This is a genomic window from Ruficoccus amylovorans (assembly GCF_014230085.1).
GTDB lineage: Bacteria > Verrucomicrobiota > Verrucomicrobiia > Opitutales > Cerasicoccaceae > Ruficoccus > Ruficoccus amylovorans.
The window spans coordinates 1-20,764 of sequence record NZ_JACHVB010000022.1; the positions used below are offsets into that span (position 1 = coordinate 1).

General features: G+C 61.7%; 16 protein-coding genes and 1 pseudogene. 6 read left to right on the top strand and 11 right to left on the bottom strand.

Going from position 1 to position 20,764, the window contains the following annotated elements:
* Window positions 1-679: pseudogene (locus tag H5P28_RS20120) on the bottom strand (IS5 family transposase); the annotation flags it as partial.
* Window positions 680-920: 241 nt separating this feature from the next.
* Between H5P28_RS20120 and H5P28_RS09205 the strand changes: the two are divergent.
* Window positions 921-2,555, top strand: a complete 1,635-nt coding sequence (locus tag H5P28_RS09205) for a peptidylprolyl isomerase (protein ID WP_185675422.1) — start codon at window positions 921-923, stop codon at window positions 2,553-2,555.
* A 264-nt stretch (window positions 2,556-2,819) separates the two neighbouring features.
* On the opposite strand, the gene H5P28_RS09210 is transcribed toward H5P28_RS09205, so the two are convergent.
* From H5P28_RS09210 to H5P28_RS09220, 3 genes are all read right to left on the bottom strand, one after another.
* On the bottom strand, window positions 2,820-3,287 hold the full coding sequence (locus H5P28_RS09210) for a Dps family protein (RefSeq protein WP_185675423.1): 468 nt from the start codon (window positions 3,285-3,287) through the stop codon (window positions 2,820-2,822).
* 143 nt (window positions 3,288-3,430) lie between these two features.
* A complete protein-coding gene (locus tag H5P28_RS09215; RefSeq protein WP_185675424.1) occupies window positions 3,431-4,279 on the bottom strand; it encodes a UDP-2,3-diacylglucosamine diphosphatase in 849 nt (282 codons plus the stop codon).
* Between the two features lie 133 nt (window positions 4,280-4,412).
* Window positions 4,413-5,561 (bottom strand): glycosyltransferase family 4 protein, encoded by a 1,149-nt coding sequence (locus tag H5P28_RS09220; RefSeq protein ID WP_185675425.1) that lies wholly within the window; start codon window positions 5,559-5,561, stop codon window positions 4,413-4,415.
* Between the two features lie 270 nt (window positions 5,562-5,831).
* Between H5P28_RS09220 and miaA the strand changes: the two genes are divergently transcribed.
* On the top strand, window positions 5,832-6,755 hold the full coding sequence (gene miaA / locus H5P28_RS09225; RefSeq protein ID WP_185675426.1) for a tRNA (adenosine(37)-N6)-dimethylallyltransferase MiaA: 924 nt from the start codon (window positions 5,832-5,834) through the stop codon (window positions 6,753-6,755).
* A 394-nt stretch (window positions 6,756-7,149) separates the two neighbouring features.
* Here the strand turns inward: miaA and H5P28_RS09230 are convergent, their stop codons facing one another.
* A complete protein-coding gene (locus H5P28_RS09230) occupies window positions 7,150-9,951 on the bottom strand; it encodes a M16 family metallopeptidase (RefSeq protein ID WP_185675427.1) in 2,802 nt (933 codons plus the stop codon).
* Window positions 9,952-10,053: 102 nt separating this feature from the next.
* Between H5P28_RS09230 and H5P28_RS09235 the strand changes: the two genes are divergently transcribed.
* Window positions 10,054-11,361: a 3-deoxy-D-manno-octulosonic acid transferase gene (locus H5P28_RS09235; RefSeq protein WP_185675428.1), complete on the top strand. Its 1,308-nt coding sequence runs from the start codon at window positions 10,054-10,056 to the stop codon at window positions 11,359-11,361.
* Between the two features lie 111 nt (window positions 11,362-11,472).
* Here H5P28_RS09235 and H5P28_RS09240 read toward each other — a convergent pair whose 3' ends face one another.
* From H5P28_RS09240 to panC, 6 genes are all read right to left on the bottom strand, one after another.
* Window positions 11,473-12,327 carry an aminotransferase class IV gene (locus H5P28_RS09240; RefSeq protein WP_185675429.1) on the bottom strand — a complete coding sequence of 285 codons (855 nt, stop codon included), beginning with the start codon at window positions 12,325-12,327 and terminating at the stop codon, window positions 11,473-11,475.
* 225 nt (window positions 12,328-12,552) lie between these two features.
* Complete coding sequence (gene trpA / locus H5P28_RS09245; RefSeq protein ID WP_185675430.1) at window positions 12,553-13,347, bottom strand: tryptophan synthase subunit alpha; 795 nt, start codon at window positions 13,345-13,347, stop codon at window positions 12,553-12,555.
* Between the two features lie 18 nt (window positions 13,348-13,365).
* Window positions 13,366-14,322 carry a 2-dehydropantoate 2-reductase gene (locus H5P28_RS09250; protein ID WP_185675431.1) on the bottom strand — a complete coding sequence of 319 codons (957 nt, stop codon included), beginning with the start codon at window positions 14,320-14,322 and terminating at the stop codon, window positions 13,366-13,368.
* 136 nt (window positions 14,323-14,458) lie between these two features.
* Window positions 14,459-15,619, bottom strand: a complete 1,161-nt coding sequence (locus H5P28_RS09255) for a mechanosensitive ion channel family protein (RefSeq protein WP_185675432.1) — start codon at window positions 15,617-15,619, stop codon at window positions 14,459-14,461.
* A gap of 70 nt (window positions 15,620-15,689) precedes the next feature.
* Window positions 15,690-17,279, bottom strand: a complete 1,590-nt coding sequence (gene nadB, locus H5P28_RS09260) for an L-aspartate oxidase (protein WP_185675433.1) — start codon at window positions 17,277-17,279, stop codon at window positions 15,690-15,692.
* 202 nt (window positions 17,280-17,481) lie between these two features.
* Window positions 17,482-18,324, bottom strand: coding sequence for a pantoate--beta-alanine ligase (panC, locus tag H5P28_RS09265; protein WP_185675434.1), 843 nt, complete (start codon window positions 18,322-18,324; stop codon window positions 17,482-17,484).
* A gap of 153 nt (window positions 18,325-18,477) precedes the next feature.
* On the opposite strand from panC, the gene H5P28_RS09270 reads away from it, so the two are divergent.
* From H5P28_RS09270 to H5P28_RS09280, 3 genes are all read left to right on the top strand, one after another.
* Window positions 18,478-19,719 carry an LL-diaminopimelate aminotransferase gene (locus H5P28_RS09270; RefSeq protein ID WP_185675435.1) on the top strand — a complete coding sequence of 414 codons (1,242 nt, stop codon included), beginning with the start codon at window positions 18,478-18,480 and terminating at the stop codon, window positions 19,717-19,719.
* Between the two features lie 246 nt (window positions 19,720-19,965).
* The gene (locus H5P28_RS09275) at window positions 19,966-20,433 is read left to right on the top strand and encodes a transposase (RefSeq protein WP_185673748.1); all 468 of its coding nucleotides are present in this window, start codon (window positions 19,966-19,968) and stop codon (window positions 20,431-20,433) included.
* Window positions 20,397-20,764, top strand: a 368-nt coding sequence (locus H5P28_RS09280) for a transposase (protein WP_185675436.1), incomplete at its 3' end; no start/stop codon positions are given. The genes H5P28_RS09275 and H5P28_RS09280, both read left to right, overlap by 37 nt.

Sequence of the window (20,764 nt, forward strand, 5' to 3'; positions counted from 1 at the left end):
GCGATGCGGCGGTTTTGTTTGAGCGTACCGAATAGGCGTTCGATCCTGTTTCTTTGCTTGTAGAGTTTTTTGTCGTGGGGGATTTGCTGTTTTCGGTGGCATCTACTGGGAATAACAGCCTTCATCTTGGCCTTAGCGATGAAGGCCCGAATGGCGTTTGAGTCATAGCCTTTGTCTGCGATGACGGCTTGGGCACGCTGACCTTCAAGCAGCGTTTCGGCCTGCGTGCAGTCATTGCAATGACCACCGGTGAGGTGCATTTTAAGTGGCCTTCCGAGCGCATCGCAAAGCATGTGCAGCTTCGTGGTCAGTCCTCCACGGGATCGCCCCAGAGCCTGACACATCGCCCCCTTTTTCCCGTTGTGGCGTTCTGGTGGGCCTTAACGAGAGTCGAGTCGATCATCACATATGCGTTTTTGGGGTCCTTCAATAATCGCTTAAAAACCTGTTCCCAGATACCCTTCTTGGCCCAGCGGCTGAAGCGTTTATAGGTCGTTTCATAATTGCCGTAACGCTCCGGCATGTCTCGCCAAAACGCGCTGCTACGCAGCACCCACATGACCCCGTTGATGAAGCGGTGGTTATCCTCAGCGGTGCGCCCGGGATCGCCAACCTTGCCAGGAAGCAGATCCTTGATCTGCTCATATTGCTCATCTGTTAGCTCATATCGCTTAGCCATCAATGCCTTACAACATCACTGACGCAAAATGTACAGATACTTTAGAACTACTTGAATGTCCGTTAGCCCTAGGTCGTGTGCTGAGTAAAAAAAACTCTGTGCCCCCTGTGTCCTCTGTGGTTAGAAACAGACCCCACCGGGGCGGGCAAGTCGCCCGCGCGACAGCTCCCTTCGCCATTGACACCGGGGCACGCCGTGGGCACGCTGACGCGTTTCATCACTTTTCTTTTAATCACCCACCATGATCTCCTGGATTCAGACCATCATTCAACGGCACCATAAATGGTTCTTTGGCGCCCTGCTCATCGTCATCATCGTTGCTTTCGTCTTCACGGTCGGGGCCACCCCCGGTATCGGCAGCTCCAATCGCTCCGACTACACGCGTAACTTCCTGGGCTTCAATCTTTCCTCGCAGCAAGTGCAGCAGCAGCTGGCCCGGGGCGTGGAGCTGAGCTTCATCCTCTCCAACCGCAACCCCTCGCAGATCAATTTCGAGGCCGCCATGAAGCAGCGGGCCGTCATGCTCTACCTGGCCGACACGCTGGAAATCCCCGAGCCGACCGAAGCCCAACTAATGAGCTTCATCCAGACCCGTCCCGCCTTCATCGACCCTCAGACCGGCGTCTTCAGCAACAACATTTACACCAGCTTCGTTGACAACGTCTCCAACTCGGACCGCTACGACCAGCAGACCGTCGTCGCCATCCTGACGCAAGACTGGCGCATCGACCGCGCCGCCGAGGCCGTCTCCGGCCCCGGCTACGTCCTGCCCTACCTGGCCGAACGCCAGGAAGAGCAGACCCGCACCACCTGGAGCGTCGAAACCGCCACGATGAACGCCGGTGGCTTCAAGACCACCGTCACCCCGACCGAGGACGCCCTCAAGACCTTCTTCGAGCAGGCGGGTGAGCGCTACAAGCTCCCCCCGCAGATGACGATCAACTACGTCGCCTTCCCCGCCGCCGATTACCTGAGCGAGGTTTCCACCCCGACGGACGAGGAACTCGACGCTTTCTACATCCGCAACATTTCCAAGTGGGAAAAGAACGCCGACGGTTCGGCCAAGCCGCTTGAAGAGGTGCGCGATGCCGTCGCCCAGGCCTGGAAGCAGCCGCAGGCCGCCCGCAAGGCCGCCGAAGCCGCCAGCCAGTTGACCGTCAAAATCTACAACGCCTACACCGCCAAGAAAATCGACGCCGGTGAGGAAGCCCTGACCGCCTTTATCAAGGACGCCGGGTACAAGGTGCAGGAAACCCCGTCCTTCAGCGTCGGCTCGCTCCCGCAGGACTTCCCGCTCCCGGCGCAGGCCGCCGAGGCCGCTGAAGCCCTCACCGACCGCCGCCTCTACAGCGACGCCATCGTCGGCCCCGACGGAGCCTACGTCGTCCTGCGCGGCCAGCAGACTCCTGCGACAATGCCCGAACTCGATGCCGTCCGCGAGCGCGTGGTGGCCGACTACACCGCCGTCGAGACCAACCGCGCCTTCACCGAATTCGGCGAGCAGATTCACAGCCAGCTCCAGCAGGCCGTGGACGAGGGCGGCTCCTTCTCCGCCGTCGCCCGCAAGGCCGGATTCGAGCCCAAGAGCTTCACGGATTTCACCATCATGGACATCCCCGAGGGGCTGCCGCAGTACTACTTCTACCAGCTCATGGACATGAAGCAGGGCGAAGTCTCCCCCATGCTCCGCTATGGCCCGGACGCGGTTTTCCTCTACGTGCAAAAGAAGGAAAAGCCCGCCATCGACGCCAAGGCCGACGACTTGCAGGAAACCCTCCGCACGCTCAGCTTCTACTACTCCGGCGCGACCGCGCAGGGCATCATCCGTGACCTCGTCGCCGTCGGCGACAAAATGGCTACTCCCGAGGAATTCTAAGCCCGCGCCCCGAGTAAACTTTCTTCTTTCCAAAACGCCCCGCCTGCAAGCGGGGCGTTTTTTTTGTATTAACCGACAAAGGCAGCAGAGTCGCAAAGAAGGGAGAAAATGGCGCGTAGCCCAACTCCCCGAAGCCCTTTGCGGCTCTGCGCCTTTGGGGGCACAAATCTCGCTCCAAATGAGAAGCGCCAGACCACTTCTACAAAAAAACGGCGCAGGTCAGTGACCCGCGCCGCACGCGAAAAACTATACTTTGCAACAAGCCTACTTGAGATAGCTCTTGAGCATCCAGACGGTCTTTTCGTGAACCTGAATGCGGGCAATCATGAGGTCTTCGGTTTCGTTGTCTTTGGCTTCGCCAGCGAGATCACGGGCCTTGGCGGCGTCCTTGATCAGCTTGGTGTGGTCTTCGACCAGGCTTGCCACCATCTTTTCGGCATTCACCTCCTCGCCCAGTTCATTCAGACCGGAAATGTCGGCCAGCGAACGCAGACCACCCGGCGAGTAGGCACCGAGGGCGCGAATACGTTCGGCAATCTCGTCAGCGGCGGTGAACAGTTCCGTGTATTGAGCCTCAAAGGCGGTGTGCAGTGCGAAGAAGCTCGGCCCTTCGACATTCCAGTGGCACAAGTGGGTCTGCCCCATCAGTGCGTAGGTGTCGGCCAGGACGACACGCAGACTATCAACAACCTTCTTGCTAGCGGGAGCGGGATTATTTTTTTTCTTAGCCATAGACGTTCAAGTATATCACGTTTCAACCTGTTATCAAGTCATAAGCCCTTCGCGCACGGACACTTGTTGTTTTGTAAAAAGCGCTCATGCCGGGCTTCACCCGACCTAATACGAATAGACCACAGCCCGCCTCCGGGGTTCCATCAGGCCTGAGCCAGCTCTTCCTCGCTCAACCACAAAACCGGGCCGCCCGAAGCAGTTGCCGTCCGCTGTGCCTGCACAATGGTCCGCGCCTCCAGCCGCTCGCAAAATTCCCGGTAGTCGAGCAGTTCAAAGCGCCCGTCCTCGTGCTCGACGATGGCCGTGAGCGACTCGACCCAGTCGCCGGAGTTGAGATAATGGATGTCACCGATCATCTTGTCCTCGGCCGTGTGGATGTGCCCGCAGATGATGCCCGTGCAGCCGCGTTTTTCCGCCAGCGCCTGGAGGTGGTCCTCGAAACTGCTGATATGGTTGACGATGTTTTTGACCTTGGCCTTGATCGCCTTGCTGATCGAGAAGTACTCCTTGCCCCGAAGCGCCCGGTACTTGTTGTAGTAGCGGTTAAACTTGAGCAGGCTCTGGTAGCCGATATCGCCGAGGATGGAAATGAACTTCGAGTGCGTGGTGACGGCGTCGAAACAGTCCCCGTGGATGCACAGGTAGTCGCCGTTAGCGGTCGGCAGGACGTACTCCTCCACGAGTTGGATACGGTCGAAAACAAGCGGCAAATAATTGGCCAGGAAGTCGTCGTGGTTTCCGCGGATGTAGATCACGTCGGTATCCTTCTTCTCCGCGATCTTGAGCACCCGCCGGATAAACCGCGTGTGCCCTTTCTCCCAGCTCAGGCGGCGCTTCAGGCTCCACCCGTCGATGATGTCGCCGTTGAGGATGAGGCGTTCGCAGCGGGTGTGCTTGAGGAAGTGGTTCACCTCGTCCGCCTTGCAGTCGGGCGTGCCCAGATGGACGTCCGAAAGGATGATGGACTTGAACTTGAGGACCGGCTTTTTCATCGCGGGAAGGCTGGAATCACGCGGATCATTTTAAGCCTCTATGTACCCCCGGTTATTCACATCGTCAAAAGGCAAGTTGTGCATAACCTTTAAATTAACTCCCACGTAACCGCACCGTCACGCATTCGTCATATCAGGTAAATGCTAACTTGAAATCCGCCCCGAGCGTCGCCCGTACATCGGACTCGTAACGAGCCAGAACCGCGTCCCAGGAGAGCGCCTTCGCCGTACGCACGGCAGCGGCACTAACGCCGGGCCAGCTCGGTTCATCGTCGCAAAGCCGGTCCACCGCGGCGAGATAAGCCGTGTCGTTGTCATAGGCGGCTGTGTAGCCGTTGACACCGTCACGCACATGATGAAGCGCTGCGGCGTAGTTGTACGCCAATACAACCAGCCCGCTCGCCATCGCCTCGGTAATGACGTTGCCAAAGGTCTCCGTCGTGCTGGCGAAAAAGAACAAATCCGCCGACGCGTAATGCGCGGCCAGGTCTTCCCCCCGCCGCATCCCGGCAAAAATATACTCCGGGTGCTCGCGCTCCAGCTTCTTGCGCTCCGGCCCGTCCCCGACGACGAGCAGGCGCGCCGCGGGATGACGCTCGCGAAAACGCTCGAAGGCGCGGACGGTCAAGGGCAGATTTTTTTCCGCCGCCACCCGGCCCACGTAAGCAACGACTGGTGCGGCCGACTCCACACCCCAGCTTCGCCGCAGTGCCTCGCTCCGTCGGTGCGGGCCAAAGAGCCGCGTGTCCACCCCCCGGCTGAAGATGCGCACGTTTTTGAAGCGGGCCTCCTCCAGCGTCCGCTTCAAATCCTCAGACGGAACGAATGTCGCCAAGGTGCGGTTGTGGAACCAGCGCAGGTAAGCCATCAGCGGCGAACTGAACCAGCCATAGCCATAGTGGTCGCCGTAGGAATGAAAGTTTGTGTGGTAGGTCGAGACAACAGGAATCCCCAGGCTTCCGGCGGCGAACAAAGCCGCCATGCCGAGCGGCCCCTCCGTCGCGACATGCACCAGCATTGGCCTCTCCTCACGCCAGAGGCGCTTGAGTCGCCCCCGGCAGAATCCGCCAAACTGTAGTCCCTCATAGCGCGGCACCGCGTAACCCTTGACCAGATGCTCCGGAAAATCATGCAACGGCCCGTCGCGGTCCGCCTGCTGGCGAGGACGCACCACGCTCACCTCATAGCCGCGCGCCCGCATGCCGACGACGTATTGCCGCAGCGTCATGGCGACACCGTTCACCTCCGGCGGAAACGTTTCTGTGACGAGAGCGATTTTCATGCGGCGTTTTTTGTTAGAACGACACCGTTAAGAGGAACCTTACCGTGAATCCCGCATAAATGCAGAATCAGGTTATTAATCTTATAAATAGCAGTAAACTTAACTCATCCTAAATCGCAATGGCCGGATTGAAACAATCAGGCAACAGCCGAGCCTATTTCGACACCGTCCTGTTGCACGGCCTTGGGCACAACCTCGTCATGTGCGCTTAACCGAAGTGCCCTTTGGCGTTGCAGATCAGGCCGGACGCAGTTGGCATGGTTCCCACGCATGAGCGACGTGGATGCATCCCGTACCCTGACTATTCTCACCGGGCCGACCGCCGTGGGCAAGACCGCCCTCGCGCTCGCGTGGGCGCGCGCGCACGACGCCGAAATCGTCTCCTGCGACTCGACGCTGGTCTATCGCGGGATGGACATCGCCACGGCCAAGCCCACGCCCGCCGAGCGCGAACAGGTCCCCCATCACCTGATCGACGTTTCCCCGGTCAGCCGCCAGCTCTCGGTCGTTGACTACCTCGAACTCGCCCGCCGGGCCGTGGCCGACATCCACGCCCGCGGCAAGCGCGTGCTCGTCACCGGTGGCAGCGGTTTTTACCTAAAGGGGTTTCTCGCCGCCGTCGCCGACGACATTCCTGTGCCCGACGAGGTACGCGAGAGCGTGGCGCGGTTGGAATCCGCCGAGGGCCTCCCCGGCCTGCTCCGGCGGCTGCGCGAGGTCAGCCCCGACACCGGTCGCCTCGACACGATGAATCCGCGCCGCGTCGCGCGGGCGCTGGAACGCTCTCTGGCCTCCGGTCGGAGTGTGGCCGAATTGGAGCGCGATTTCTTGAAAAAGCCCGGCGTGTTCGACGCCTTCCCCCGGCGGGTCATCCTCCTGGAGCGCGCCCGCGAGAGCCTGCACACGCGCATCGCCGTCCGCACCCGCCAGATGCTGGACGACGGTCTGGTGGCCGAGATCGAGCGCCTCATCCCCGAGGGGCTTGAGCAAAACCCCAGCGCCGCCGGAGCCATCGGCACCCGCGAAGTCCTGCAAATGCTGCGTGGCGAACTCTCCCCCGCCGAACTGGAAGCGGCCATCAATCAGGCCACGCGCCGCCTTGTCGCCAAACAGCGCAAGTGGTTCCGCCATCAACTCAGCCCGGACCAAGTGATTGATCTCGACGCGGACGAGGGCGCGACCGGAAAGTTTTGAGCGGCTATTTTTTTGGCCACAGAGCACACGGAGAGGGCACAGAGAACACAGAGGGAGATTTTATTAACCACAAAGACGCAAAGAGCACAAAGGGGGAGAAGATGACAGGTTGATTGCTGTTTGTTAAACGGCTGCCCCCGACAACCAACCATTAACCATTCAGCCATTTAATCATTCTCTTTCCCCCCTCCGTGCCTCTGTGCCTCCGTGTGAGCCCTCTTTTTTTTAACCACAAGCGCACAGAGAGATGCACCTGTTGCAGCCGTTGCAGGTTCATCCTCTTCACACCCTAAAGACGCAAGGATCGCAAAGCTGTTTCCTTAAAAAAACTCTGCGCCCTTGCTGCCTTACAGTGAAAGATGAAAACGGCTCGAGCCGCAACAAAGAGGCGGCTCTACTTCGTCTGCGGGGTGACGGTGATCTTCAGCCCTTCGGTTTGACCGAGGTACTCCTTGGCCAGCGCATTGAGATCGTCCACCGTGATCGAGGAATAGTCCTCCGTGATCGTGCGGGCCCACTCCAGCATTTGCGGTTTCTGCTGCGAGCGTATGAGCACGCGGTTGAGCCAGTAGCCGTTCGTGCGCAGGTAGTCCTTGAGCATAGCCAGCATCGGCTTGAGAGCACGGTCGGTTTCGTCCTGAGTTATATTGCCCGTACCCAGGGTGCGACCAAGCTCGTCCAGCAGTGCGGCCAGCTCCTGCGCCTTGTCCGGGTCGCAGAGGTTGAGCGCGTAGAGGTAGCCGAAGTCCTTGAACGTCTCGCTGCTGCTGTTGCGGGCGTAGGGGCTGTAGCCTTCGCCAAGCTTCTGGCGCACCTCAATCCGCAGCCGGTCGGCGAGGACTTCGGAGAGGATGTTCAGCCGTCGCGTGCGCTGGATGTCCCAGTAGTCAACCGTCGGCCAGTAGGCCAGCGCGACCGCCTTGGGGACTTCCGACTCGAAGGTGAACTGCTTGTCCGCCACCCCCTCGGGGAAGTGGACGCTCTCGCGTTCGGTGGTAAAGGGCTCGGGCGCATTCGCCCGCGCTGGCAGCGCGCCAAAGGTCGCGGCCACGGCCTTGAGCGCGGTGGCGTAGTCGATGTCGCCCACGACGGAGATTTCGAGATAGGCGCTGGCGAGCGGTTCCTTCAGCCAGGCCCGAAGCTCGTCCATTGTACGGGCGTCAAAGTCTTCCTTGCTCGCGATACCGAAGAAGCGGCTCCCGCCGGAAAGAAAGCGGCTGACCTGATCGCGCATGGTGCCCTCCAGCGTGTGGGCCGTGCGCACGGAAAGCTCGGCGTACTGCTGCCGGGCGATGCGGGCGGCCTCCTCGCGGTAGCCGGGCGCGGTCAGCGTGGCGGCCATAAACTGAAGCTGTGTGTCGATGTCCTTGGGGGAGCAACCGCCGCCGAGCACAAAGGCGTCGGTGTCCACGCTGAAACCCGCGCCCACATCCTTACCGGCGAGGGTCTGGCGTAACTCGTCCACGCTGAGGGCTTCCAGCCCACCGGCGGAAAACACCATGTCGGCGAAGGCGCTCAAGCCCGGTTGGTCGGCGGGCGAACTCAGCTCACCGCCACCGAAGCGGGCCACGACCTGCACGCTTCCGGCCTCGAAGTCGGTCTGCTTGAAATTAAAGCGCACGCCATTGGCGAAAACCACCTGGCGGATGTCGAGGTCGTCGATGACTTTTTCCTCAGCCACTTCGCCCGCCGGGCCGAAGTCGGTATAGGGCCAGGGCTTGGCCTCGACCTGGGCCGGAGGCTCGACCGCCTCGGCCATACTGGCGGCGAAGACATCCTCAATCGTCGGATCGGACTCGCCCAGCGTGAGGTTCCCGCTGATGAAGACGTAGCGATTGTCGCCGCTCCAGAGTTCGCGCAGGGAGCTGAGCGCCTGCGCCGCGTCAAAGTCGGCCATGGCGGCCTGCGCCAGTTCCAGCTCGGTCTGGGGCGAGGTGAAGACATTGCCCTTCGAGATCGAGCTGGCGAGCGCCGAGGAGAGCGAGCGGGCCAACCGCGTCGGGGCCTCCTGCACGGCGCGTTCGTAGCCCTTGAGCAGGTCGGCCTTGACCTCATCGACCTCCGCCGGGGTGAAGCCATGCTCCAGCGCGCGACGCAGCTCCTGCTCGGCCACCTTGAGCGCGGCCTGCCACTGCTCAGGGCGGCAGGTCAACTCGACGCCGCCCATTTCAAAAAAGTCCAGGTAATCGTAGGCGTAAGCGTCGCCCTCGGTGAAGGGCGCGTCCGGCTCCTTGGCCAGCTTTTCAAAGCGGCGGCTCAGCATGCGGTTGGCGGCGGCTGTCATGATTTTCCGGATACGCAGCTCGCGCGAGTCGGGCGGGTTGTCAAAGGGGCGCACCGTCATTAGCCCGATCTCGGTCGCCGGGGCTTCCGGCTCGCTGTGCAGGCGTGTGTGCAGGCCGGGCGAGCCGACCTCGCCCAAGTCCGGCTCGGCCAGCGGGGCAGCGGGATTTTCCAGCGGGGCGAATGCGGCCTGGAGCAGCGGCTCGACCTGAGCCGGTTCGATGTCGCCGACCACGACGACGGCCATGTTATCCGGGCGGTACCACTGGGTGTAAAACTCAACAAAACGCTCGCGCGGGGCATTCTCGATTACCTCGGCCAGGCCGATGGGCAGGCGCTCCGGCAGCAGCGAATCGGGGAAGAGGAATTCCCAGTAAGCGACAAAGGTCCGGTAATCAACCGAGTCGCGAGCGCGAAGCTCGCTCAGGATGACGCCGCGTTCACGGTCAATTTCTTCCTCTTCGAGCAGGAGCCCGCCCGCGTAGTCGGCCAACACCTGGAAGCCCTCCTTGAGCAGGGATTCGGTGTTGCCGGGCAGTTCGAGCTTGTAAACGGTCTCGTCAAAACCGGTGTGGGCGTTGGTGTCGTTGCCGAAGCCCATCCCGATGCGCTGAAGGTACTCCACCAGCGACCCCGGCGGGTAGTGCGTGCTGCCGTTAAAGGCCATGTGCTCCAGAAAGTGCGCCAGCCCGCGCTGGTTTTCGACTTCCATCAGCGAACCGGCCTCGACCAGCAGGCGCATGCTGACCTTGCCCGGCGGTTCGGTGCTCGGCATGAGCGCGTAAACGAGGCCGTTGTCGAGGCGGCCCCAGGTCACAGCCGGATCGGAGGGCAAATCGCCGGAGGCCGGTTGGGCGGCGGCCCACAGCGGCAGCAGGATTAACAGTGAGAGGATAGATAGGCGTTTGTTCATAGAAAGAGGGAAAAGTGACAGCCTAAGCGGCCGCGCCGTCACGGCAAGCGCGAGAATTGTGTTTCATTCGTCCGGCTAACGTGTAAAAAAGTTCCTTTTCGCATGATTTGGTTCTACCGGCTGCTCTTCCTGCCCGCGCTGCTGATCGCGCTTCCGTACTACTGGTGGCGGATGTACAAGCGCGGCGGCTACCGCCATGACTTTCACCACCGCTTCGGGCTGATCGACCGGCCCCCGGCCAAGCGCCCCGGCACCAAACGCATTTGGATCCAGGCCGTCAGTGTGGGAGAAATCCGCGCCCTCACTCCGCTGGTGGACGCGCTGCACGAGCTTCCCGGCGTAGAGGTCATCGTCACCACCACCACCAGCACCGGTTACAAGATCCTGCGCGAGGAGTTCAGCCCGAAGGTGCTCAAGGTCGGGATTTTCCCGCTGGATTTTTTCCCCTTCAGCCGCAACTCCTGGCGGCGGCTGGAGCCGGACCTGGCCATCCTGATGGAGGCCGAACTGTGGCCCGAGCACCTTTACCAGGCCCATTTGCGGGGCGTCCCCGTCCTGCTTATCAACGGGCGCATGTCCGACCGCTCCTTCCAGCGGTATAAAAAGTTCCCCGCCGTCAGCCGTCGCCTGATGGGCCGCCTCGCCGGGCTCCTCGCCGCCACCCCCAATGATGGCCAGCGCTTCCTCGCACTGGGGACCGACCCTGCCACGACCGCCGTCACCGGCAGCATGAAGCTCGATGTCGAGGTCAAGCCCGTGCTCAGCCCGGAGGAAATCGCCGCCCTGCACCACGAAATGGGCTTCACCGCCCCCGAAGCCAGCCAACCGATTCCGCTCGTGCTACTGGGCTCCAGCACCTGGCCGGGCGAGGAAGCCCTCCTGCTCGACATCCTCAACGACGCCCTTGCCGCCGGGATCGACACGCGGCTGCTGATTATCCCCCGCCACGCTGAGCGCCGGGGCGAGATCATCGAACTTTTAAACAAGCAGCCGCTCCCCTGGCACCTGCGTACCCGCTCGAAGCAGGCCCCCGGCCCGGTCAAAATCTACGTCGCCGACACCACCGGCGAAATGCTCCGTCTCAGCCAGGCCGGAACGCTGGCCTTCATCGGCAAGAGCGTCCCGCCCAACGACGGGGGCCAAACCCCCGTCGAAGCCGCTGCCCTCGGCCTGCCGCTGGTTTACGGGCCGGGGATGAGTAACTTCCGCCACATCTGCCGTCAGCTGGAAGAGGCCGGGGCCGCCCTGCGCCAGCCCGACGCTCCCGCCGTCAAGGCCACCCTGCTCGAACTCATGCGCGACCCCGCCCGGCGCGAAAAAATGTCCGCCGCCGGACGCGCCTGGCACGCCGCCAACCAGGGCGCAACTGCCCGTATCGTCGAACGCGTCCGCCAGGAAATCGGCAAGTAGTTCAGGGCATGCGGGCTTCCGCAGCCCGCACCCGCGGTGCGTGTCCACACTGGACATTTTTGATGCGAGCGAATCGCGGAGGAGCACCCGAACGGAGCCCCCCACAACGACTCATGCAACCGCTACCCCGGAGCGGCTGAGTTCGCGCATCCGGTTGAGCACGGCCCACAGGGGCGAGTCGGCAGGCGGCGGCGGGAGCTTCCGACGGTTGACGGAGTTGAGCGGCATCATGTCCATCGTCGTGCTGGTGACAAAGGCCGCCTCTACCTCCTGCTCGAAAAACGCGGCGCTCATGCGCTCCTCTTTTAAGGTGTAGCCGAGGTCGCGGATCGCAGCGATCACGAAACGGCGCGTGATCCCGTTCAAAATCTCCCGCTCCGCCGGGGCGGTATAAAAGACATCGCCGTGCAGGCCGAAGACGTTGCTGGCGGAGGCTTCGGTCACGAAGCCGTCGCGGACGAAGACCGCCTCGTAGGCCCCAGCCTCAACCGCCGCCTGCTTGGCCAGGACGTTGGGGAGCAGGTTAAGGGATTTGATCCAGCAGTTTGCCCAGCGCTCATCGGGAACGGTGATCGCCCCCACCCCAGCCCGGCGGAACTCGTCCGTGTAGGTCTTGCCCGGACGGGCGAAAAGCGCGAGCACCGGCTCGGCGTCAGGAAAGGCGTGCGAACGCGGCGCTTCCCCTCGGCTGATCTGGAAATACACATCGACCGCCCCGGCCCCGACCCGGGAAGCCGCCTCGACCACGATCTCGCGGATTTTTTCCAAGGGATGCGGCAGACGCAGGCGGATGGCCTCGGCGCTATTTCGCAGGCGCTCCAGGTGCTCGGTCAACCCGACACCGTGACCAGCCTCGAAGCGCACGACCTCGTAAATGCCGTCGCCGTAGTTGAAAGCGCGTTCCTCGACCGGGACCACCTCCCGGCCCGACTCGATAAACCTGTCCCGATAATAATAGACGGTCATGATACGAATATCTGTAAAGCCTCCGGTGACAATGATCCGCTCAAAAAAGCGAAAAAATATCGGCCCGCCTCTTGCGGAAAATCCGGCAAAACGCAGGTCCGCTTTTATCGACGCCGCCTGTTATGGAACGAACCTCAATTGAGGGCCTTGTCGGGCGGCGCAAGCGACTGAACCTCGTTGGTATATCGAATCGAACGCCAAACGCTTGTCCTGCGTGATCAGGCCCTAGCAACCCGTGACGAGCTCGCGGGCGGTTTCGGCGAGGGCTTTGAGGGCGGCGGCGGGGTTATCGGTGTTGGCGGCAAGGCAGTTGACCAACGCGCTGCCGACGACGGCCCCGTCGGCGACTGCGCCCACGGCGCGGACGTGCTCAGGCTTGGAGATGCCAAAGCCGACCACCACCGGCAGGTCCGTGTGGCGGCGGATTTCCTCCACCTTTTCGCGCATGTCCCCGGCCAGCGTGGCGCGAACGCCGGTCACGCCGAGCTGCGAGACGTAGTAGAGGAAGCCCGTGGCGGCGTTGGCGATGGTCTCCACGCGCTCGGGCGGCGTGGTCGGAGCGATGATGAAAACGGTCTTCATCCCGGCCTCGCGGCAGGTTTTCATCCACGTGGTGGCCTCCTCGGGAGGCAGGTCGAGCACGAGCATGCCGTCCACCCCGGCGGCCTTGGCCATTGCCACGTAGTCGGCTTCGCCGTGGGCGTAAACGAGGTTGTAGTAGGTGTAGAAAATGATCGGCACCTGACTGATTTCGCGGATACGGCGCACGAGTTCCAGGCACTTGGCGTGATCCATCCCGGCGGCCAGCGCCCGCTCGGCGGCGTGCTGGTTGGTTTTGCCGTCGGCCAGCGGGTCCGAGAACGGGATTCCCAGCTCGATCAGACCGACGCCGTTCTCGATCAGCGTGCGACACGCCTCAAAGGAAGTGTCCGGGTCGGGATCGCCCGCGCACAGGTAGGAAACGAAGAGCGTGCGCTCCTCAGCTTTGGCACGGGAAAAGGCGTCGGCGATACGGTCCATTGGGGAAAAATTGTGTGTTCAGGCTTTCTTTTTACGCTTGGGGTGCGCCTCGGAGGAGGGGCAGAGCCCTTTGAGCAGGTAATACAAGGTCTCCAGGCGCGGCATGACAACATTCTTCGACTGGCCCCGGCGCAGGGGTTCGCCAAAGATGGCCTCGACCTCGACTTCGCGTCCGGCCACAAAGTCGAGCATGCTGGAGGGCTTGTAAGCGTCCATCTTTCGCGTCTCCTCGATCTGGAAGTCCAGAAAATCGTCCGGAATGATCTGCCCGTGGGCGCGGGCGGCGGCCTGCACCTCCTTCATCAACAGATAGGCGAGCTTGGTCAGGTGCTCGCTGGCCATGATCTCGGCGGTGGTGACGCCCCCGGCGGCGATGGAAAGGCCGTTGAAGGGGATATTCCAGATCAGCTTGCGCCAGAGAGACTCGTTGAGCGAACGCGAGAAGTACGCCTCGACCCCGGCGCGCTCGAAGAGGTTGACCACCTCGATGGTGCGCTCGCGGTAGCTGCCCATGAACTCCCCGATGAAAATCCGGCCCGGCATGTAGTTCTCGATCACGCCCGGCTCCACGCGGTTGAGGCAGACAAAGCACAGCCCGGCCATGATCTGCACGGCCGGGATGAACTCGGCCAGCGCTTCGGCGTTGCCCATGCCGTTCTGGAGGCTAAGTACGAGCGTGTGCCCGTCCACCAGCGGGGCGACCAGCTTCTGCATGTGGCGGTTGGCGGTGGCCTTGACCGCGACGACAACGAGGTCGCACGGGCCGATGTCCTTCGACTTTTGATAGCCCTGGACGGGGTGGATGGTGAAGCTCTCCTCCGGGCGGCGGATGAGGAAGCCGCGCTCCATCACCGTGTCGTAGTCACTGCGCAGGAGGAAATGCACGTCGCAGCCGTAGCGGGCGAGCATGCAGCCGTAATAGCCGCCGATCGCCCCGGCTCCGACAATGGCCACTCTGGGTTTTTCCGGTAACATGGGACTGAGGATATTTGGCTGCCCCGGTGCTTCCAGGGCAACGCAAAAAACTGTGTTCAGACAGAGAGTTCAGGCCGTGCGGCCGATGCTTTATTTAGAGCCGCGAACGACCCAAGTGTTCCCGCCTGGGCGAAGCTCAGGTCGAAGGGGTCGCGCCGTCGTCCTTTTTCATCATTTCCTGAACCTCCGGCGGCAGCCCCTTGAGGTTGATGTCGTCCACCTGAAGCGGGCGGCGCTTGTCCCCGGCGAGATAAACCGTCTGACTCGGGAAGGCGAAGTCGATTCCCTCCTCAGCAAAGCGCTCGAAGACCGAGAGCAGGAGGCTCTGGTTAAAGGCGTTAAACGCCCACCAGTCCACCGGGTGATACCAGAAGATGCAGAAGATGTTCAGGCTGTCGGCCTTCATTTCATTGAAGAAGACCTTCGGCGGGAGGCTTTCGTGCATGCCTTCGTGGTTATCCAGCAACTCCTGTACGATCTCCACTGCCCGGCGGATTTTGGCCGGCGGGGTGTCGTAGGTGATGGTAAAGTTGTGGATCTGGCGCAGGTTGGGCCGCTTGCTGATGTTACGAATGACGTCGCCGGAGAGCTTGCCGTTGGGGATCGTGACCAGGTGCCCCTCCAGCGAACGCTGCTTGGTGCACATGATCCCGACCTCCTCGACCGTACCGTCCGAGCCGGCATAGACGATGCGGTCGCCCATATCGAAGGGCCGGTTCACAAACAGCACGATGGCTCCGAAAAAGTTCGATACACTCTGCTGCGAGGCCAAGGCGAGCGCCGCCGCCCCCACGCCCAGCCCGGCCAGGATGGTGGTAAAGTCCTGGTTGCTGATGATCTGGATGCCTTGCAACAGCGCCAGCACCACGACCACCGCCCGCAGGCTGTTGCGCACCATCGGCGCGATCATGGAGTTGAGCGTGGAGCCGTCTCGGCTGGCAATGACTCGCATCCACGCCTCTGGAATCCGAATGAGCTGCCAGGCCAGCCGGGTGATAGCCATCAAGGTGATCAGGTCACTGGCGACCTCCTGAAAACTATCCACCCCCTCGGGAAACGGCGTCAGGTCGAAGGCCAGGTTTTGCCCGATACTGAAGCACAGGAAAATACTCGACTCGGCAATAGCCATCAACCCCGAAGCCATGATGGCGTGACCGCTCACCTCCTCCCGCGCCGACCAGCGCTTGAGGAAAAACTTGACTACCATCCCGACGAAAACCGCCAGGCCGATCAACGCCAGCACCAACAGGTACCGCCAAAGCTCGTTGCCCCAGATTTCTTCGTATAACCAATCCATGTCCCTGACCCTATGCAAGTTCCTTGCCAGTGCAATCCCGAGGTTGCACGCGGGCGGGATCAAGACGCCCCTAGCCCCGGAAACGCCGGACGACGCTGTCCTGAGCGACCTCGAGTTTTTCCCGGTGATCGAGGGTGAAGTGCAGCCCCCGGCTTTCGCGTCGCTGGAGCGCGCAGTCCACGATCAACTCGGCCACCTGGATGAGGTTGCGCAGTTCGAGCAGCTCGGGCTCGACCTTGAAATTCCAGTAATACTCGGTGATCTCGCGCTGGAGGTTCTGGATACGCGTGCGGGCACGCTGGAGACGCTTGTCCGTGCGCACGATGGCCACGTAGTCCCACATCGTGCGTCGCAGTTCGTCCCAGTTGTGGTGCAGCACGACGCGCTCGTCCGGGTCGCGCACGTCCCCGTCGCGCCACAGCGGCATCTCGTGGTTGCCGTTGGCGTGGGTTTCGAGATACTTGAGCGCGGTCTCGGCACCGTTGTGAGCGAGCACGCAGGCCTCAAGCAGGGAGTTACTCGCGAGGCGGTTGGCCCCGTGCAGGCCGGTGCAGGCGACTTCGCCGCAGGCCAGCAGGCCGTCAAGCCCGGTCGTGCCGTCAAGCGCGGTCGTAATCCCCCCGCACATGTAGTGGCAGGCCGGAACCACGGGGATCATTTCGTGGGCCATGTCGATGCCGACTTTTTTGCAGCCCTCATAGATGGAGGGAAAGCGGTCGCGGATGGAAGCCTCGTCCTGGTGCGTGATGTCGAGCCAGACATGCTCGTCGCCGGAGCGCTTCATCTCCGAGTCGATGGCGCGGGCCACAATGTCGCGCGGAGCCAGGTCGCCGCGCTCGTCGTAGCGCTTCATAAAGGCTTCGCCCGCGGAGTTGCGCAAAATCGCCCCCTCGCCCCGGACGGCCTCCGAGATAAGAAAACGGTCCTTGCTGCGGGTGTAGAGCGCGGTCGGGTGAAACTGGATGAACTCCATATTGCGCACCTCGACGCCCGCCCGGTAGGCGATGGCGATGCCGTCGCCGGTGGCAATGGCGGGGTTGGTCGTGAATTGGTAAACCTGCCCCACCCCGCCGGTGGCCAAAAGAATGACTGGCGCGCAAAAAGTCCGCACGCTGCCCGTCTGCACATCCAGCGCGTAAAGGCCGAGCACGGCGTCGGGGCCTTCGAGCTGGAGCTTGCCCCGGGTGATGAGGTCGATGGCGAAGTGGTGCTCCAGCATGTCGATGTTGGCATCCTGGGCGATGGCGTGCAGGAGCGCCTCCTCGATGGCCGCCCCGGTCAGATCCTTGACGTGGAGGATGCGGCGCTTGGAGTGCCCGCCCTCGCGGTGCAGCGAAATCCGCCCGTCCTCCAGGCTGGTGAACTCGACGCCGATGCGCTTCAACTCGTCAATCCGGGCCGGCCCGGCGCTGACCACCTCGCGCACCACGTCCTCGCGGCAAAGGCCGTCCCCGGCGGTCAGGGTGTCGGCCACGTGCAGCTCGAAGTCGTCCGTCTGCGAAGTCACCGCGGCGATCCCTCCCTGCGCGTGGTTCGTGCTGGACTCCGCGCTGTTCTTCTTGGTGATGATGGCGACGCGCCTTCCGGCCGCCGCCACCTTCAGGGCGAAACTCAGGCCGGCAATCCCGCTGCCGACCACGATGACATCGTAGTTTTTCACTGATTAAATATTAACCACAAAGGGCACAGAGAACACAGAGAGGTTTTTTAAAGAAGATTTAACCGCAAAGACACAAAGACGCAAAGAAAGACTGAGATAAAAAGGCTGCGAAAAAATCAACACGCGAGACGGGATTCAAACCGTCCAATCCTCACCCACCTCTGTGTTCTCAGTGTCCTCTATGGTTAAATGATTTCCGCTCCTACAGCTCGACGTTGTCGATGAGGCGGGTTTCCTCCAGCCAGACGGCGACGGCGAGCAGGCTCTTGCCGGGGGTGATTTCGCGCACCGGGTGCATGGTTTCTCGGTCCACGATCTCGATGTAGATGATGCGGATCAGGCGGCTCTGGGCGAGCAGGTGGGTGACCTCGGCCTTGACGCGGTCAACGCTCGTGCTGCCGCCCTTGACCAGATCCTGCCCGGCCTTGAGGGCCTGCTGGATCTTGGCCGCCTCGGCCAGTCGGGAGGGTTCCAGGTAGCGGTTGCGCGAACTCAGCGCCAGGCCGCTTTCCTCGCGCACGATGGGTGCGGCCACGATTTCGACCGGCATGAACAGGTCGCGGGCCATTTTTTTCAAAATGGCGGCCTGCTGAGCGTCCTTTTGCCCGAAAATGGCCACGTCCGGGCGGCAGAGGTTGAAAAGAATCGTCACGACGGTGGTCACGCCCCGGAAGTGCCCGGGCCGGGTCAGGCCGCAGAGGTGCTTGCTGACAAACTCCTCGTTCACGTAGGTCGAGTAGTCGGCCGGGAAAATCTCCTCCCGCTTTGGGGCAAAAACAATGTCCGCTCCGTGGGCTTCGCAGGCGGCGATGTCGGCCTCCAACTGGCGGGGATATTTGCCGTAGTCCTCGTTGGGGCCGAACTGCGTCGGGTTGACAAAAATGGAGACCACGGTCAGGTCGGCGCGTTGGCGGGCGGCGTCGATGAGTGAGAGGTGCCCTTCGTGGAGCGCCCCCATGGTCGGCACCAGGGCGAGCAGTTTGCCCTTGCCGCGCATACGGATGGCCCACGACTGCATTTCCTGAGGAGATTCAATAACCTGCATGGGGGGATGGCTTTAAATTGATTGGATAATGATGTGCTGAATGAAAAACCTAAAGATCATCCGTTAACACTCAACCCTGAACCCTTCAATCCTGAACCCTCAGAATTTCCTTTCCATTTGGCCCCGCATGGCTTTGCCTTTCTCTTTTTCGACATGAACGATCCCTACATCCAGCAACTTTTCGCCGAACGCATTGGCGGCGCCAACTACGGCAAGTCCACCGCCATCTACAAGTTTGAGAAGATCAAGCGCGCCAAGGCAGCCGCCCGCGCCGCCCATCCGGGCACCGAATTGATCGACATGGGCGTCGGCGAGCCCGACGACAAGGCCTACCCGCAGGTCATCCAGGCCCTCTGCGACGAGGCCAACAAACCCGAGAACCGCGGCTACGCCGACAATGGCGGCCCCGAGTTCCGCCAGGCCGTCTCGCGCTACATGAAGGCCGTCTACGGCGTCGAACTGGACGCGCAGACCGAGGTCATCCACGCCATCGGCTCCAAGTCCGCCCTGCGCATCCTGCCGCTGTGCTTCATCAACCCCGGCGATACCGTCATCATGACCGTGCCCGGCTACCCGATCTTCGGCACCCACGCCAAGTACCTCGGCGGCGAGGTTTATAACTGCCCCCTGACCGCTGATAACGACTTCCTGCCCGACCTCGACGCCATCCCCGAGCACGTCCGGGCCTGCGCCAAGGTCATGGTCCTGAACTACCCGAACAATCCGACCGGCGCTTCGGCCACGGTCGAGTTCTTCGAAAAGGCCATCGCCTTTGCCAAGGAAAACGACCTCGTCATCGTGCAGGACGCCGCCTACGCCTCGCTCATTTTCGAGGGCAAGCCGTTGTCGATCCTCCAGGTCCCCGGCGGCAAGGATGTCGCCGTCGAACTGCACTCCCTTTCCAAGAGCTACAACATGACCGGCTGGCGCATCAGCTGGGTCTGCGGCAACCCGCTCATCGTCAAGGCTTTCTCCGACGTGAAGGACAACTGCGACTCGGGCCAGTTCCTGGCCATCCAGAAGGCCGCCGCCGTCGCTCTGGACACCCCGCAGATCACCGAGGAAATCAGCGCCAAGTACTCCCGCCGCATGGACCTGCTGGTCGAGGCCCTCAAGGCCGCCGGTTTCGATGCGAAGAAGCCCAAGGGCTCGTTCTTCCTTTATACTGGCATCCCCACCTCGGCAGAAAAGGACGGCCAGAAGATCGAGTTCGGCGACGCCGAAGGCTTCTCCCAGTTCCTCATCAAGGAGCTGCTCATCAGCACCGTCCCGTGGGATGACGCCGGGCACTTCGTGCGCTTCTCCGTCACCTTCGAAGCCCACGGCGAGGACGAGGAAAAGCGTGTCATCGGCGAAATCCGCCAGCGCCTCAGCCGCTACAAGTTTAATTTCTAGAGAAGGGCTGGCCCCGTGCCCAACCGCAATAGCCTGCAACCTGGGGTGCTTTCACGCCCCCAGGGCAAACGGTGGTTAGAGCGGTTTAAGTAAAGTCGTAGCTGCTACAAAAAGACCGAATGGCTAAATGATTAAATGGTTAATTGCTGTTTTCTACGCTCAGCATCCAATCATTAACAATTGGCCATTTAGAGCGTTTCAAATAAAACTGTAGCTATTTTCTCTGGGATCTGGTAGTGGGTAGTGATGAAAACGCTATCGTTGGATTTGAGACGGCGGCTCGTGGAGAGCTACGATGAAGGCAAGTGCACGCAGGCCGAGGTGGCTCAGCGTTTCCGGGTGTCGTTGGGGATGGTGAAGAAGCTGATCCAGCAACGGCGCCGGACTGGCCTGATCGAAGCCCGGCATCGGTTTTCGGGCCGCAAGGCACGCTTATTGCCTGATCATGGGCCGGAACTGAAGGCATTGGTGGGGCAGCATCCGGACTTGACCTTGGCCGAAATCAAGGAGCGTCTGGACTTAGGCTATACGGTCGGAGCGATCCATTGGGCTCTGGACAAGCTGGGGCTGACATATAAAAAAAGACGCTCCATGCCTCCGAGCAAAACCGCCCCGATATCGCGCAAGCCCGCCGCCGCTGGAAGCGCAGCCAAGGCGGCCTCGACCCGGCGCGGCTCGTGTTCATCGACGAGTCGGCGGCCAAGACCAACCTGACCCGGTTACGGGGTCGCGCCCCTCGGGCGCCAACGTCTGCTCTGCCATGCTCCGCATGGACACTGGCACACCACCACGATGATCTCCTCGGGCGCCTGGACGGCACCACCGCCTGCATGAGTGTTGAGGGCGCGGCTAACACCGAGGTCTTTCAAGCCTATGTGCTCCAGATCCTCGTCCCCTCCCTGCGTCCCGGAGACATCGTCATCATGGACAACTTGCGCGCCCATAAAAACGAGGACACCCTCAATCTGATCCGGCAGGCCAAGGCCCAAGTCCGCTTCCTGCCGGCTTACTCCCCGGACCTCAATCCCATCGAAATGATGTGGAG